9 protein-coding genes are annotated in these 15,523 nt (G+C 66.9%); 5 read left to right on the forward strand and 4 right to left on the reverse strand.

Going from position 1 to position 15,523, the window contains the following annotated elements; all coding sequences use genetic code 11:
* Positions 1-56: 56 nt before the first annotated feature.
* Positions 57-3,104, reverse strand: a complete 3,048-nt coding sequence (locus ACLBWL_RS13540) for a TonB-dependent receptor (protein WP_447793871.1) — start codon at positions 3,102-3,104, stop codon at positions 57-59.
* 199 nt (positions 3,105-3,303) lie between these two features.
* On the opposite strand from ACLBWL_RS13540, the gene ACLBWL_RS13545 reads away from it, so the two are divergent.
* Together ACLBWL_RS13545 and ACLBWL_RS13550 are read left to right on the forward strand one after the other, a co-directional pair.
* Positions 3,304-5,553 carry a beta-glucosidase gene (locus ACLBWL_RS13545; RefSeq protein ID WP_447793873.1) on the forward strand — a complete coding sequence of 750 codons (2,250 nt, stop codon included), beginning with the start codon at positions 3,304-3,306 and terminating at the stop codon, positions 5,551-5,553.
* Between the two features lie 212 nt (positions 5,554-5,765).
* Positions 5,766-6,986 carry an MFS transporter gene (locus tag ACLBWL_RS13550; protein WP_447793875.1) on the forward strand — a complete coding sequence of 407 codons (1,221 nt, stop codon included), beginning with the start codon at positions 5,766-5,768 and terminating at the stop codon, positions 6,984-6,986.
* A gap of 9 nt (positions 6,987-6,995) precedes the next feature.
* On the opposite strand, the gene ACLBWL_RS13555 is transcribed toward ACLBWL_RS13550, so the two are convergent.
* From ACLBWL_RS13555 to ACLBWL_RS13565, 3 genes are read right to left on the reverse strand one after another with little or no spacing between them, the layout of a single operon-like run.
* Positions 6,996-7,811: a glycoside hydrolase family 16 protein gene (locus ACLBWL_RS13555; RefSeq protein ID WP_447793877.1), complete on the reverse strand. Its 816-nt coding sequence runs from the start codon at positions 7,809-7,811 to the stop codon at positions 6,996-6,998.
* 56 nt (positions 7,812-7,867) lie between these two features.
* Positions 7,868-8,539 carry a DUF6445 family protein gene (locus tag ACLBWL_RS13560; protein WP_447793879.1) on the reverse strand — a complete coding sequence of 224 codons (672 nt, stop codon included), beginning with the start codon at positions 8,537-8,539 and terminating at the stop codon, positions 7,868-7,870.
* A gap of 43 nt (positions 8,540-8,582) precedes the next feature.
* Positions 8,583-10,532 carry a CocE/NonD family hydrolase gene (locus ACLBWL_RS13565; protein ID WP_447793881.1) on the reverse strand — a complete coding sequence of 650 codons (1,950 nt, stop codon included), beginning with the start codon at positions 10,530-10,532 and terminating at the stop codon, positions 8,583-8,585.
* 205 nt (positions 10,533-10,737) lie between these two features.
* On the opposite strand from ACLBWL_RS13565, the gene ACLBWL_RS13570 reads away from it, so the two are divergent.
* The 3 genes from ACLBWL_RS13570 to ACLBWL_RS13580 all read left to right on the forward strand — a co-directional run bounded on the left by ACLBWL_RS13570 (position 10,738) and on the right by ACLBWL_RS13580 (position 15,430).
* A complete protein-coding gene (locus ACLBWL_RS13570) occupies positions 10,738-12,444 on the forward strand; it encodes an Hsp70 family protein (protein WP_447794404.1) in 1,707 nt (568 codons plus the stop codon).
* Entirely contained in the window at positions 12,441-14,105 is a 1,665-nt protein-coding gene (locus ACLBWL_RS13575; RefSeq protein ID WP_447793883.1) for a hypothetical protein, read from the forward strand. Before ACLBWL_RS13570 ends, ACLBWL_RS13575 begins: the two co-directional genes overlap by 4 nt.
* A gap of 419 nt (positions 14,106-14,524) precedes the next feature.
* Positions 14,525-15,430 carry a TorF family putative porin gene (locus ACLBWL_RS13580; RefSeq protein ID WP_447793885.1) on the forward strand — a complete coding sequence of 302 codons (906 nt, stop codon included), beginning with the start codon at positions 14,525-14,527 and terminating at the stop codon, positions 15,428-15,430.
* The last annotated feature ends 93 nt before the right edge of the window (positions 15,431-15,523 follow it).

The following is a 15,523-nucleotide window of genomic DNA, read 5'->3' on the forward strand; positions in this document are numbered from 1 at the left end:
CGTCTGGCAAGTGCCAGCCACCTCCCCCTTGCGAGGGAGGATTCCAAACACCCGCCTCAGAAGGTGAAGCGCATGCCGGCCGAGTATCGCGCGTAACCCGGCTGCGCGAAGGTGACGAAATTGTCCGACCGACGATGCCCGCGGCGACCCTGGCCGGTGAGGTTGATGACTTCGCCGAACACCGCCAGCCCCTTTTTCAGCTCGACGCTCGCGCTCGCGTCGATCTGGCCATACGCCTCGACATAGGTCGGATCGAACGCGCCGCCGTTGTAGAACTGCCCGCGCCAGTTGTACGCGACGCGCGCCTGGATGCCGTTCTTGTCGTAATAGCCGACCGCGTTGGCGCTGTCGCTGAGCCCGGTCAGCGCGAACTGGCCGATGTTGGGATCGATCGTGTTGTCGTATTTCGCGTCGCCGTTGACGATCGTGTAGTTCAGGATGACGCCGAAGCCGGTGTTCCACAGCTGGTGCTGGATCGCGAATTCCCAGCCGTTGATGTTGGCGGTCTGGTCGCTGTTGAACGGCTGGCTGAGCTGGAAGTTGAACAGATCGTCCTGCGGCAGGCCAAAGATGTTGCCGGTCAGCAGGCCGGCATCGCTCGTTCCCGTGACCTGCGACGAGGCCGGGAAGTTGCGCAGGATGTAATCGCGCACGCGCAGATTGTCCGTGGTTCCCAGCGCCGCGACCGCCTGACGGTAGCGCGGGCCCGAGGCCGGGTTGCGCAGGTCGAACGCGGGCGTGTTGACCTGCGTCGTGCCGATGAAGTTCTTCACGTCCTTGGTGAAATACCCGACCGAGATGTAGCTTTCGCGGCCGTAATACCATTCCGCGGACAGATCGATGTTCTTCGACTTGTAGGGCAGCAGGTTCGGATTGCCCTGGCTGCCGGTGCCGCCGCCGATGCGCGGGTTCGAGTCGATGTTCAGGCCGCCCTGCAGGCTGCCGTAATCGGCACGCGTGATGGTGTGGCTGTACGAGGCGCGCAGCTTGACGTTGCGGATCGGTTCGATGTCGAAATCGACCGCCGGCAGCCAGTTGTGATACCGGCCCTTCAGCGAAGTGAACGAGTTGCCGCCGTAGCTCAGCGCGAATTCGTTCGCGCCGGTCCAGCGCGTGCCTGTCGGGATCGGCACCAGTGCCGACGAGTTCACCTGCGTCTCGTCATAGCGGACGCCGCCGATGATGTGCGCGGGCATGTCGAACACCGAGAATTTGCCGTTGAACTGGATGTACGGCGAGATCGTCTGCTCGCGGATGCGGCGATCGTTGGTGTAGTTGGCGAGGCAGGTGCCCGGCGCCGCGGTACCCGTCTGTGGCGCGCTGCAGATCCCATATTGCGAGCGCAGCAATTCGGCCATCTGCTCGAACTTGAAGGTGTAGATCGACGGTGGCAGTGCAGGATCGTTCGAACCGGCTACGCCCTTGAACTTGTCCGGCAGGCTGGTGAGCGTGAAGAAGTCGTCGGGAACCGCCGCCGCACCGGCCGCCGCGCCGCGCGGATCGATGCCGCCCCAGGTCTCGTTCTGGATGAAGCCATAGGCCGACCGCACCTTGTTATCGACATACGAGAAGCCCCAGTCGATGCTGTCGAGGAAGTCGCCGTCGTGGTCGTAATGCCCCTTCAGCTGGAGCTGGTTGATCTCGTCCTTGAAATACGCGTTGCGGAAGGCGTTGCCGGTCGGCGTGATCAGCGATGCGTTCAGCGGGTCGATCCCCGGATACATCTGGTACGAGATGACCGGCAGGTCCTTCTCGAAATTGATCGTCTGCGACTGGACGCCGAAGATCGCGCCGCCGATCGACGTGCTGCTGCCGTAATCGTTGGTCGGCTTCGACACCGCGGTCGAGTGATGCGCGTCGAGCGACATCGTGACGTTGCCCGGTGCCTCCCACGTCAAATTGCCGCCGAGCGACTTGTTCTCGGATTTGTTCGCGGTTAGCGAGCTGCTGTACGACAGATCCTTGCCGGGGGCGAAATTCTCCGAATAGAAACGCGGGCCCGCCGAGGGGCCGTCGGTCCACGCGCTGCGCGTATCGCCGAAGTTGAACCAGATGCCGACGCTGCTGTCGCGCACCTCGACCTTGTTGCTCGAATAGGTGAAGTCGAGCGTCGCGGTCAGCGTGTCGGTCGGCTTGGCCTGCAGCACGAGCTGGCCGTTGATGCGCTCGCGGTCGATGTCGATGACGTCGTTGGCGGCGCTCTGCGGGATCTCGTAGACGTCGGTCGGACCGGGCCGGTTGGTGATGTTCGCGGCGCCCGGCGTCCCCGGCTGCGCGAGCGAGCCCCAGTTGTTCTCGGCCCCGAGGAACCCGTCGCGGAAGCCGACGCTGGCCGAGTTGTTGCTCGCCTTGCGGCGCTGGTATGCGCCGCTGAACAGGATGCCGATGCGGTCGTCGGCGAACGTCGTCGACAGGATGCCCGACACTTCGGGTGTGATCTGGTCCTTGCCGTTGCGCGAGCTGTCGAGCACGCCCTTGGCGGCGATGCTGCCGCGGGTGCCAGGCTTGTCGAGCGGGCGCGGGGTGCGGATGTTGATGCTCGAACCGATCCCGCCGGACGGGACGGCGGCACGGCCGGTCTTGTAGACCTCGACCGCGGCGACGCCTTCCGACGCGAGGTTCGCGAAGTCGAACGAGCGCGAGGCGGGGGCGCTGGCGCCGTCGCCGAGCGTCGAGGTCGGCATCTGGCGGCCGTTGAGCGTGACGAGGTTATATTCGGGGCCGAAGCCGCGGACGGTGACGGTCGAGCCCTCGCCGTTCGAGCGGTCGATCGACACGCCGGTTATACGCTGCAGCGACTCGGCGAGGTTGGTGTCGGGGAACTTGCCGATATCTTCGGACGAGATCGCGTCGACCACGCCCTGGCCGTTGCGCTTGATATCGATCGCCTCACGCAGCGATGCGCGGATCCCGGTCACGACGATGTCGTCGCCGGTCGCGTTCGGATCGGCGGGAGCAGCCTGCGGCGTGATGTCCGACGGGCCGGGATTGCCGACCGTGGCGGCGGCGTCCTGCGCCGAGGCGATGCCGGGCATGCCGACCAGAGCCAGCGCCGAAGTGCCGATGATGAGCCGCGAAAGCGAGCGAGCCGTGAAGCCACGCATGATAGTCCTCCCCTGTGACGGCGCTATCGATTGCGCCTTCCCGTGAACGTTCACTTCGCAGTTTGTCGCTTTGTGTCAAGCACGGTAGCGCTACAGTTGTGAACGTTCTCAAATTATGCTGTTAATAGTGGCAATGGCGCAACACGCCGTCACGGACTGTCGCCGCAGAGCGCTGCCGACCCTCGGGAGGACCTGGAAGATGACAAAGAGTTTTCGCACCGCGCTGATGAGCGCATCGCTGATGGCGATGGTGACGCCGGCAACGGCACGCGACGCTACTAGGTCGGGCACTGCTACCACCGATCCGCGCACCCGCGCCGCGGCGATCGTCGCGCGGATGACGATCGACGAGAAGATCGCGCTCGCGCACGGGCTGTTTCCGCCGATGGCGAAGGGCAAGACCGCGAACGCGTTGATCCCGTCGGCCGGGCACATCGACGGCATCGCGCGTCTCGGTGTGCCGCTGGTCCGCGAGAGCGATGCCTCGCTCGGCGTCGCCAACCAGGTCGAGCAACGCAAGGGCGACGTCGCCACCGCGCTGCCGTCGAGCCTGGCGACCGCGGCGAGTTTCGACGTGGCGATCGCGCGGGCGGGGGGCACGATGATCGGCGCGGAGGCGCGCGCCAAGCGCTTCAACGTGCTGCTGGCGGGCGGCGTGAATCTGACGCGCGACCCGTGGAACGGGCGCAACTTCGAATATCTCGGCGAGGACCCGCTGCTCGCGGGCGAGATGGCGGGCGCCCACATCGCCGGCGTGCAGTCGAACCACATCGTGTCGACCGTCAAGCATCTCGCGCTCAACGCGCAGGAAACCGGGCGGATGGTGGTCGACGCGCGGATCGACGAGGCGAGCCTGCGGATGAGCGACCTGCTCGCCTTCCAGATCGCGATCGAGACGGGACGGCCCGGCTCGGTGATGTGCGCCTACAACAAGGTAAATGGCGACTGGGCGTGCGAGAACAGGCATCTGCTGACCGACGTCCTCAAGCGCGACTGGGGCTATCGCGGCTGGGTGATGAGCGACTGGGGCGCGGTGCATTCGACCGTGAAGGCAGCCAATGCCGGGCTCGACCAGCAATCGGGGCAGGAACTCGACAAGGCGATGTATTTCGCCGGTCCGCTCAAGGCTGCGGTCGAGCAGGGCGCGGTGCCGATCGCGCGGCTTGACGACATGATCGTGCGCTATCTGACTGGACTGATCGAGACCGGCGCCTACGACACGCCGGTGCCGACGGTCGCGCAGACGCCGACGTACGCCGCGCATGCCGAGGTGGCGCAGCGCGCGGCGGAAGCCGGCATCGTGTTGCTCAAGAACGACGGCGACCTGTTGCCGATCGCCGCGACCGCCAGGCGGATCGTGGTGATCGGCGGCCGGGCCGATGTCGGCGTGCTGTCGGGTGGCGGATCGAGCCAGGTCCGCTCGGTCGGCGGCGCGCCGATCGAGATCCCGCTGACGTCGGGCGCGGCGATGTCGTTCGCGCGCTATACCTATCACGCATCGTCGCCGGTGAAGGCGCTGCAGGCCGCGTTGCTCGGCGCGCGCGTCACGTTCGTCGACGGCAAGGATGTCGCGGCCGCGGCGGCGGCGGCGCGGGCTGCGGATTTCGCGATCGTCTTCGCGACGCAGTGGACGACCGAGGCGCAGGACGTCCCCACCTTGGCGCTGCCCGACAATCAGGATGCGCTGATCGCCGCGGTCGCCAAGGCGCAGCCGAGGACGGTCGCGGTGCTCGAAACCGGCGGGCCGGTGCTGATGCCGTGGATCGGGTCGGTCCCGGCGGTGCTCCAGGCCTGGTATCCTGGCCAGCGCGGCGGCGCGGCGATCGCGAACATCCTGACGGGCAGGGTCACGCCCTCCGGACGCCTGCCGATCACCTTCCCGGCGGCCGCGTCGCAGGCGCCGCGCGCGGCGCCGGTCGGGCTGGACCGCCTGACGTCCGTGGAAGCACAGGCAGCGGCCAATCCGGCGAACGCGTCGGCCTTCCAGCTCGAGAGCTTTCCGGTCGAGTATGTCGAGGGCGCGAACGTCGGCTATCGCTGGTACGAAAAGCAGCGCCAGCGGCCGCTGTTCGCGTTCGGCCATGGTCTGAGCTACACCAGTTTCGCCTATCGCAACGCGGTCGTGACGGGCGGCCGGTCGCTCAGCGTGACGTTCGACATCGTCAACACCGGCAAGCGGGCAGGGGCGGACGTCCCGCAGATGTACGTCGCGCGGGACGGCGCGGGTATGCCGACGCGACTGGCGGGTTTCTCGCGGATCACGCTGATGCCCGGCGAAACGCGCCGCGTGACGCTGACCGCGGAGCCCCGGATCGTCGCCGACTATGATACGAGCCTGCCGGGCTGGCGGATCGCCGGCGGCGCGTACCGCGTGGCGCTGGCGCACGATGCCCAGGACCGGACTCTGGAGAAGACGGCGACACTCGAGGCGGCAACGATGAAGCCGTAGCGGCCAGCGCGGGCCCTCAGGCCTCTCTTCTTCCCCCCTCCCTTCCAGGGACGGGAGAAGACGTTACGGGGCCGCGTCGACGCGATTTGCCGCAAGTGCACGGAGAACAAGAAACGGTGGCGATGATCGCCGCCGCCGTATCCGGCGCGACATGCGGGAATGAGGGCGAGCGCGGTTGCCTCTCCCGGCGCGAGCAGCTTAGGAAGGCAGCGATGGCGCGCCTTATCGCTTCCCCCGACACCGCGCCGAACCCCGATCGTCGCTCGACCGGGTTCCTGCTGATCTTCGCGCTGGCCTATGTCGGCGGGGTCGTCGCCTATCTCCCGCTGCTGACGCTGCTGCTGCCGATCAAGGTCCAGGCGGTCGCGGGGTTGCGGCGGCTCGATGTCCTGACCGCGATCGCGATCGCCGGTGCGGTGGCGGCTAGCCTGTCCAATGTCCTGTTCGGCTATCTCAGCGACCGATCGCGCACGCGCGGCGGCGGGCGGCGTGGCTGGCTTGCCGGCGGGGTCGTCGGGACGGCGGTGGCGTATGGCGCGATCGCCATCGCCGCGACCCCCACCGCGCTGATCCTGTCGGTGATCGGCTTCCAGGTCGCGGTCAACGCGGTGCTCGCGCCGATGCTGGCGATGATGGCGGACGAGGTGCCCGACACGCAGAAGGGCGTCGCGGGGGGATTGCTGGCGATGGCGAACCCGGTCGCCTCGACGGTCGCGGCGATACTGGTCGGGGCGGCGTCGCTCGGCGATGCGTCGCGGCTGGCGATCGTGCAGGTGGTGGTGGCGGGTTGCACGCTCCCCCTGCTGCTGACGCGCGCGCGTGCGATCGGCGATCCGGACCAAAGATCGGAGCGCGGCGCGGTCTCGCGTCACGACCTGATGCTGGCCTGGGTGGCGCGGCTGTTCGTGCAGGTCGCAGGCAGCGCGCTGTTCGTCTATCTCCTTTATTATCTCGAGAGCGTCGCGCCCTCGATCCCGCCGGCGACGATCGCGGCGCGGATGGGGACGGTGATGATCGTCGCCTACACGCTGCCGCTGCCGATCGCGGTTCTTGTCGGCCGGCTCGCGGATCGATCCGGGCGCATCAAGCCGTTCCTGTTCGCGGCGGCGCTGGTCGCGGCGGCCGGGCTGGTCGGGATGGCGTTCGCGGACGACTTCACCAGCGGCGCGGCGGCGTTCTGCGTCTATGCCACCGGCGAATCGGTGTTCCTCGCGCTGCATGCCGGGTTCGCGATGCAGCTGCTGCCCGACCCCCGCCACCGCGGTCGCGATCTGGGGCTGCTCAACCTGACCAACACGCTGCCGGGGCTGCTCGGGCCGACGCTGACCTGGGCGCTCGCCACGCCGTCCGACTATGACGCCGTGATGCTGGTGCTCGCCGCGCTGACGCTGTGCGGCGGGCTCACCATCCTCGCGGCGCGTCGGCGGCGTTAGCGGGCCCGGTCAGCGGCGCCAGTAGCGGACGTAATCGACCGCCATGCGCTGCGGGAAGGCGGCATCGTCGATGCCCTTCTGCCCGCCCCAATCGCCACCGACCGCGAGATTGAGGATCAGCGCATAGGGGCGCGTAAACGGCCAGGCCGCCTTGCCGCCGGGCTGGTCGTTGGCGACGCGCATGATCGCGCGGCCATCGACGCCGATCGTGATCGCATCGGCGCGCCAGTCGAGCTGATAGCGGTGATACGCGGTGCAGGCGGTGGCGACCTTGGTCTGTGCGCCGCGCTGCGTCCCCTTGGTGTGGTTGAACGCTTCGGTGTGGAGCGTGGCGTGGACGATGTTCGGGTTCCAGCCGACCATCTCCATGATGTCGATCTCGCCCTCGTCTGGCCATTTTCCGCCGCTCGGCAACAACCAGATCGCCGGCCAGCTGCCGCGCCCGCACGGCAGTTTCGCGCGGACCTCGTAATAGCCGTACCCGCGTGGTTCGCGCGACACGAGCTTGGCCGACGTATACGCCTGGCCGCCCCAGTCGCCGAACCGCGACTTGTCGAGCGTCTCCCGGCGCGCCTCGATCACCAGCGATCCGTCTTCGATCCGCGCGTTCTCGGGCCGGTCCTTCGCGTAATATTGTCGTTCGTGGTTGGCCCACCCTTGCGCGTTGCGCGACACGTCGAAGCGCCATTTCGCGGTATCGATCGCCTTGCCGTCGAATTCGTCCGCGAAGCTCGGTCGGCCTTTGGGCGCGGGCATCGGCGCGTCGACGGCGTAATTGGTGGCGCCGAGCGTGGCGGCCTGTGCGGCGAGTATCAGCAGGATCATCAAGCGTCCCCTCCTGCGTCAGACGCTAGGCGATCCGCCGGACCCTCACAACGGGCTCATTCGATCGCGAGGAACGCGGTGACCGTCAGCCGCCCGGTCAACGGATCGGCCGAGAATACCGCGTCTGGCGAGATCGCTCCGCTGTGCAAGCAATAGCTCCGATACAGCAGCGCGCGATTATAGCTGGCATCGACCTTTGCGGTGCGTTCGAACAGAACGGTATCGTCGGCGATATAGCCGTTCGGTGCCGCCGCCTCGACCTGGCTGCCGAGCTGCGCGAAAAACGCGGCCGCGCGCGTGTCGTCGATCGTCTCGAACCCGGTCTCGCGATGCCGGAAGAACGCGGTACCGTCTCGGTTCGTCGGCGAGAGATAATGCACCAGCGCGATCCGGTCGCGCCCATAAGCGTCGACGTGCGGCAGGCGCTGTCGGATATCGAGCGTATCGGGGTGCGTGGTGACGATCGAGAATTGCGCGTCGATCACGCGGATGCGGCGGCACGGTCCGAAATCACGGCCCAACGCGCGGGCGATACGGGGCAGGTGATCGCGCAGATACGTATCCGGCAAGGGCGCCCGAACGCCGGGGTAATGCTCCCCAGCCGGTTCGAAGCGGGCCTGCGCCGCAGCCATCCGCAACGTCTCCGGGTTCGGCGCAAAGTCATCGATGACGACCAGCGGCTCCGCTTCGTTACCGATCTGCCGTCTGACGATATTCGGTGCTGTCATGAATGTTCGTCGCCTATCGATCACCGACGCCACCGCCCGAGGGCTAGCGCTGTTTCGCCATCGCCGCCGACTGATCGAGCGGCACGACCGGCAGCCATACCGCGCTCGCCGACGGTCCGCCGCGCAGGATCGTCACCGTCGCCGCCCGGTAATCCGCTTTCTTGGCGAGGAATATGTTGGGCACGAAGGTCTGCGGGTTGCGGTCGTAGAGCGGGAACAGGCTCGACTGGACCTGGATCATGATCTTGTGCCCCGGCTGGAACACGTGGTTCACGGTCGGCAGGCGGAACTTGTATTCCTGCACCTTGCCGGCAGGAATCGCGCTGGGCTTGGCGAAGCTCTGGCGGTAGCGGCCACGAAAGATGTCGAGGCTGATCGGCAGTTCGTAGCCGCCCATCTTCGGATCGGTCGCGTTCTCGGCCGGATATACGTCGATCACCTTGACCACGAAATCGCCATCGGTGCCGGTCGTCTTGGCGAAGATGTCGGCGATCGGCGCGCCCGACACGCGCACCGGCGCGGTCAGTGCCTCCGTGGTGTAGGTCATCACGTCCGGCCGCCCGTCGACGCCGCGCTGGTCGCTGACGAGCCAGTCGCCCCAGCGGCCGTCGCCGAAATTCACCGGGCGCGGCAGATGCGGCACTGGCTTGGCGGGATCCGAGACATAGCTGTCGCCGCCGGCGGCCGCCTTGCCGAAGCCGAGCGCGCCGCCCTCCTGCAGGTAGATCGGCTTCAGCGGGGAGGGGCACCCGGTCTCGCACGCCAGCGGCCAGGTCGCGAACGTGTCCCAGTGGTTTTCACCGGTGTTGTAGATCGCCGCGGCGGGCAGGGTGACGGCCGGGCCGTCCTTCAGATACTGATTGAAATAGGGCAGCAGCATGTTCTCGCGGAATTGCTGCGCGGTGTCGCCATTCCACTGGAACGGGCCGAGACTGCGGCCCTCGCGGTTGACCTGGCTATGCCGCCACGGGCCCATCACGAGGTGGTTGTTGCCGAGCTTGTCCCCCCTCTTTTCCTGGGCGGCCTTGAGCGCTTCCCACGCGGTGATCGCGCCGTACATGTCCTCCTGATCCCACAATCCCTGTTCCCACACCGTCGGCACGTTCGACGGATTGGCGGCGAGCAGCTTGTCGAGCGCCTGGCCCTGCCAGAAGCCGTCATAGGCCGGGTGCGACACCATCCGCTGCCAATAGGGCAGCTGGTCGTAGCCCGACTTCTTCGCCCACTCGCCGGCTGAGCCGACCTCGCGGAAATTCTCGTAATCGTCATAGCCGCCGGTCGGCGGGGCCTTGCCTTCGCCCTTGTAGCCGGTCTGGCTGCCGAGCCAGGCGATGTTGGCGAGGCGGAAGGCGCCGTAATGGAACCAGTCGTCGCCCATCCAGCCGTCGATCATCGGGCTCTCGGGCGCCGCGACCTTGAGCGCGGGATGCGGATTGAGCAGCGCCATGACCACGGTGAAGCCCTCGTACGACGAGCCGATCATGCCGACGCGACCGTTCGATTCGGGCAGGTTCGCCTTGTTCACCAGCCAGTCGATCGTGTCGTAGGCGTCGGTGACGTGATCGACCTTGGTCGGGTTGAGCGGGCCGATCACGGGCCGCGTGACGACGTACTCGCCCTCGGAGCCATATTTGCCGCGGATGTCCTGATAGACGCGAATATAGCCCGCCTTCACGAACATCTCGTCGGCAAGCGGCAGAGTCGCGAGGATGCTCGCACTGTCCGACCGGTTGGCGCGTGCCTTCGCGTTGTACGGCGTCCTGGTGAGGACGATCGGCGCGTTGGTCACGCCCTTCGGGTAGACGATGACGGTGTAGAGCTTGGTCCCGTCACGCATCGGGATCATCACCTCGCGCTTCACGTAATCGCGATTGGCGATCGGCGGGACGAAGCTTGCCGGGATGTCGCCGCCGACAGGGGCGGTCGTCTTGTCCTGCGCGACCGCCGCCGTGGCGAGTGCGATCGAGGCGAGAAGAGCGAGTTTCAAGGTCATGGCGAGGCTCCGAAGACGATGCGACCAAGCTAGGCGCAACCGGGGAGCGGGGGCAATCGCGATCGTCGAGAGGTCGGTGCAAGGTGACCGCGGTAGAATGTGGTCGGTGGGATCGCTGCCGCGTAGAATTGCGCGGTCCCGGCATTTGACGGCGCTCGGGTCGGGCACCTATCCCGTGGCCTGACCTTTGGGGAGCGTGCGCACGATGATCGTCGGGATCGATCTGGGGACGACCAACAGTGCGATCGCGATCTGGCGCGATGGCCAGGCCGAGCTCATTCCCAATGCGCTGGGCGACACGCTGACCCCGTCCGCGGTCAGCGTTGCCGAGGACGGATCGGTGATCGTCGGGATGGCGGCGCGCGATCGGCAGTCGACGCATCCTGCCGACACCGCCACCGCGTTCAAGCGGTACATGGGGACGCGGCAGACCGTGAAGCTGGGTGCGACGACGTTCACGGCGGAGGATCTGTCGGCGGTCGTCCTGTCGAGCCTCAAGGTCGACGCCGAGACGTTCCTGGGCGAGCCCGTGACCGGTGCCGTGATCACCGTTCCGGCCTATTTCAACGATCGCCAGCGCAAGGCGACGCGGCGCGCGGGCGAGCTTGCCGGGCTGAAGGTCGAGCGGCTGATCAACGAGCCGACCGCCGCCGCGCTCGCCTACGGAATCCAGACCCGCGAGGAGAAGGAGCCGTTCCTCGTCTTCGATCTGGGCGGCGGGACGTTCGACGTGTCGATCGTCGAGATGTTCGACGGGGTGATGGAGGTCCGCGCCTCCGCCGGCGACAACCGGCTGGGCGGCGAGGACTTTAACGAGACGGTGATCGATCTGGCGAAACCGCGGATCGACCCCAAGGATGCGCTGGCCGTGGTCGACCCGGTGTTGCTGCGCGAATTACTCCGCGCCGCCGCCGAACGGTGTCGCCGGGCGCTTACCGAATCGGAGGAGGCGCCGTTCACCGTCACCGCGCTGGGCCGGGATTTCTCGACGACGATCACCACCAGCGAATTCGAGACGCAGGCCGCGCCGTTGCTCGCCCGGCTGCGCGAGCCCGTGCTGCGATCGTTGCGCGACAGCGATATCCGCGTCGACTCTCTCAGCGAAGTGATCCTGGTCGGCGGGTCGACGCGGATGCCGGCGGTGCGGCGGACGATCACGCGGATGTTCGGGCGGTTCCCGAGTGCTGCGGTCCATCCCGATCATGCGGTCGCGCTCGGCGCGGCGGTGCAGGCCGGCCTCAAGGCGCGCGACGCCGCGCTCGACGAGATCCGCATGACCGACGTCTGCCCCTATACGCTCGGCATCAACCATAGCGTCGCGGACGGGCGCGGTGGCTTTCGCCACGGCATCTTCTCGCCGATCATCGAGCGCAACACGCCGATCCCGGCCAGCCGGGTCGGCGCGTATCAGACCATCGCCGACAACCAGCGCCATCTCGAGATCGAGATCTATCAGGGCGAGGCACGCGAGGTGCAGGGCAACGTCAAGCTCGGTACGGTGCGCATGCCGGTGCCCGCCGGGCGCGCCGGCGAGGTCGGGATCGAGGTGCGCTTCAGTTACGACACCAGCGGTCTGCTCGAGGTCGACGTGAGCGTGCCGAAAGCGGGTACGCAGCGCAATTTGGTGATCGTCGACGACGAGGACGCACCGGACAAGGCGGCGATCGCGGCGCGTCGCGAGGTCCTCGCCGCGCTGAAACGTCATCCCCGCGACGAGAGCCATAATCGGGCGGTGCTCGCCCGTGCGGCGCGCTGTTACGAGGGATTCATCGGCGACCGGCGCGACCTGATCGGCACATGGATCACGCAGTTCGAGGCGGCGTTGGCGACGCAGGACCCGCGCATCATCGACCCCGCCCGCGCGCAGTTCGAGGCCGCGCTGAACGACCTCGAAGGCGATCGCTACCTGTGAGCGATCTGCGGGGTATCTGGCGGACCCTGGATCTGGCGCCGACCGCAGACACCGCGGCGATCCGCAAGGCGTATGCCCGCAGGCTGAAGTCGTTCGACATCGACGACGAGCCCGACCGCTACATCGCGCTCCGCGACGCACGCGATGCCGCGATCGCGCGGGCGCGGAGCGGTGATGACGATGGCGATGGCGATGATCTGTGGGATGACGATGGCGATCCCGTAGGGTCGTTCGCGGTCGCGCCCGACTTGGAATTCGCGGACGGCTTCGACCGGTGGTCCGACGATGACGACGACGATGCCGAGAGCGCCTATGCGTGCTTCGAAACGCCGTCCCGGTCCGCCGCCGATCAGGACGATCATTCGGCGCGCGTCGCGGCCAATGCCCATGACGCAGCGGTGCAGGAGCATTACGCTGCGGTGGTCGCGATCCTGTTCCCCGGCGACGAATGGCGGGGGCAGGTTCTCGACCGCGAGACGGCCGCCGCCCTGACCGACCATGTCGGCGTTCTGCTCGCGGACGAGAGGCTGGAGGAACTCAAATTCTACACCGATGCGGAACGCTGGTTCGCCGAGGTGGTCGCGTCGTCTTCGCCACGGTCGGACCCGATCCTGACTGGGGTGATCGAGCATTTCGGCTGGTCGGCCGGCCGAGGACGGATCGATCAGTCTCCAGCCATCGCCGCGGTCGTCGAACGCCAGGATGCGCTTGCCTTCGCGAGCGAACTGCAGAGCCCGAAACACCCTCTGCACCGGGCGTGGCGCGAGCTGCGCCGGCCGGCCACTGAAACGAGCCGCAGGGGATGGAGTGTCCGCCGGTCGAAAATCACGCAATTGCTGGCCAAAATCCGCATGCACTATCCGACCCTGGAGCGGGAGCTGGACTGGTATCGCGTTGCGTTGTGGGACCGCGCGCCTCGTGTCGCGATCAACTGGCGCATGGTCTGGGCCGTTTTCGTCGTCGCGCTGATGATCCTGCGCGCAATCTACGCCACGGACAACACTCCCCGCCCCGCGACCCCGTCGACCGTGCGGGAGTCGGCCTATGTCAGCCCGGCCAAGACGCTCGACCCGATACTTGCCGCGCTCGGCGGCGCCGACCTGACCATGGCGAAGATTCATGACGCAAACGCCAAGCTTTACGATCAGTTGAAAAGCAAATGGACGCTCGCCCGCGAGAACGCCACCGAACCACGGATGTTCGCTAAGACCATGCTCAAGCTGTTGGCCGATCGCTATATTGCTGGTGCAAACCGAGCGCCGCATGCGCTTCTGGTCGATCTCGCGACCCTGCGTCTCGATAAGGCGCGAGCGATCGGTGCCCGCGACTGGAAAGCGTGCGACGACTTCTTCGAGCAAGGCACCGAGCCGCTGCGCTGGACGACCCCGGACATCGCCGCCCGCAGCAACGAGCTCGTCGCCCGTGTCCTGCTGGAAACTGACGGCGACCCTCCCGCCAAGCCACTGGGCAACACCTTCAAGGTCAGCCGCGCGGTGATTGACGCGGCGACCGAGCGCGCCGCGTTGTCGCGCGCGGAGTTCGTCAAGGCGGTCCGACAGGAAGGCAACGCAAAGGATCGCTGCAAGGCCATGATCGCGCTGGGCGAAACCGCCTTGTCCTTGTCTGCAACGGATGCAGACCCAATTCTGCGGCATTACTAGCGGACCGTGCATGTGACGATGCCGATCCAGCGGAACGGGCATCATCTCGATGATGACTCCGGCTGACCGTTCCGATGATCAGGACCACGTACCATCACGCCTGCGGGCATTAGTCCGGATGTCGTTAGTCCAGAAGTCGCCAGTCGTCATGCCAGTCTTCGACCGCTGATGGATGAACCGGCGCCGCTTCACGGGTGCCGAAGCAAGGGTGTCGCCGATCATCCTCCCGACAAAGGCGCTACGTCTTCGGTCGATGTCGAGGCGCAGCCGACATAATCGCGCGCCCGGACCCCAACTATACGCCAGCTATATGCGAAAGGGGGCAATCGCTCTCGAATTGCTACGCGTCCTGCGCCTAATCGCCAGGCTCAACGGCTTCCGCGCATCATTCGCGGGGCGTCTTCGGTTGGGGTGTAGTAATGAAGCGTTTATATTCGGCGGTCGCAGGAGTTTTGCTGGCGGTTCCGGCACTGGCGATCCCGGCGGCAGCGCAGGCACAGTCCGCGCCTGACGACACGACCCCGGCCGCCCCGGCTGCAGCCAACCCGGCCGCGCCGCCTTCGGCGATCGCCGTGAGCGGATCGGTCGCGATCGCGTCGGACTATCGGTTTCGCGGCGTGTCGCAATCCGACCGGCAGATGGCGGTGCAGGGCGGTCTGACGATCGCGCACGAGAGCGGCTTCTATGTCGGCACCTGGGCGTCGAACCTCGCCGGCTGGGGCACGTTCGGCGGCGCGAACATGGAGCTCGACCTGATCGGCGGCTACAAGACCAAGCTGGGCAATGGCGCGACGCTCGATACCGGGCTGACCTGGTACATGTATCCAGGCGGCGCCAACAAGACCGACTTCGCCGAACCCTATGTCAAGCTGAGCGGCACCACCGGTCCGGCGACGCTGACCGCGGCGGTCGCCTATGCGCCCAAGCAGCAGGCGATCGGCAAATGGTACGCGACCGGCGCCGATGCCGCCGCGGGTGTCTACACCCGGCCGGGCGCGAAGGACGACAACCTCTATCTGTCGGGCGACGGCGCGTTCGCGATCACCGGGACGCCGATCACCGCCAAGGCGCATATCGGACATAGCTGGGGGCAGGACGGACTTGGGCCGAACGCGACCGCAGTGACTCCGACGGGCAAGTATTGGGACTGGTCGCTGGGTGCCGATACGACATGGCGCAACCTGACGTTCAACGTGTCATACGTCGACACTGATATCTCGCGCCGCGACTCGGCCTATCTCCAGCCCAGCTTCAGCAAGGGGCAGGACGGTACCGGGTCAATCGCCGGCGGCACCGTCGTCGCCTCGCTCACCGCCGCTTTCTGACGCCGCTAGCTCGCCCAGTAATCTAACAAGGATCAACCGATGGAAGACCTGTTCTGGATCCTCGTGATGGTCGGGCTGGTGGCGGCGACGCTT

Source organism: Sphingomonas sp. M1A8_2b, from assembly GCF_053345535.1.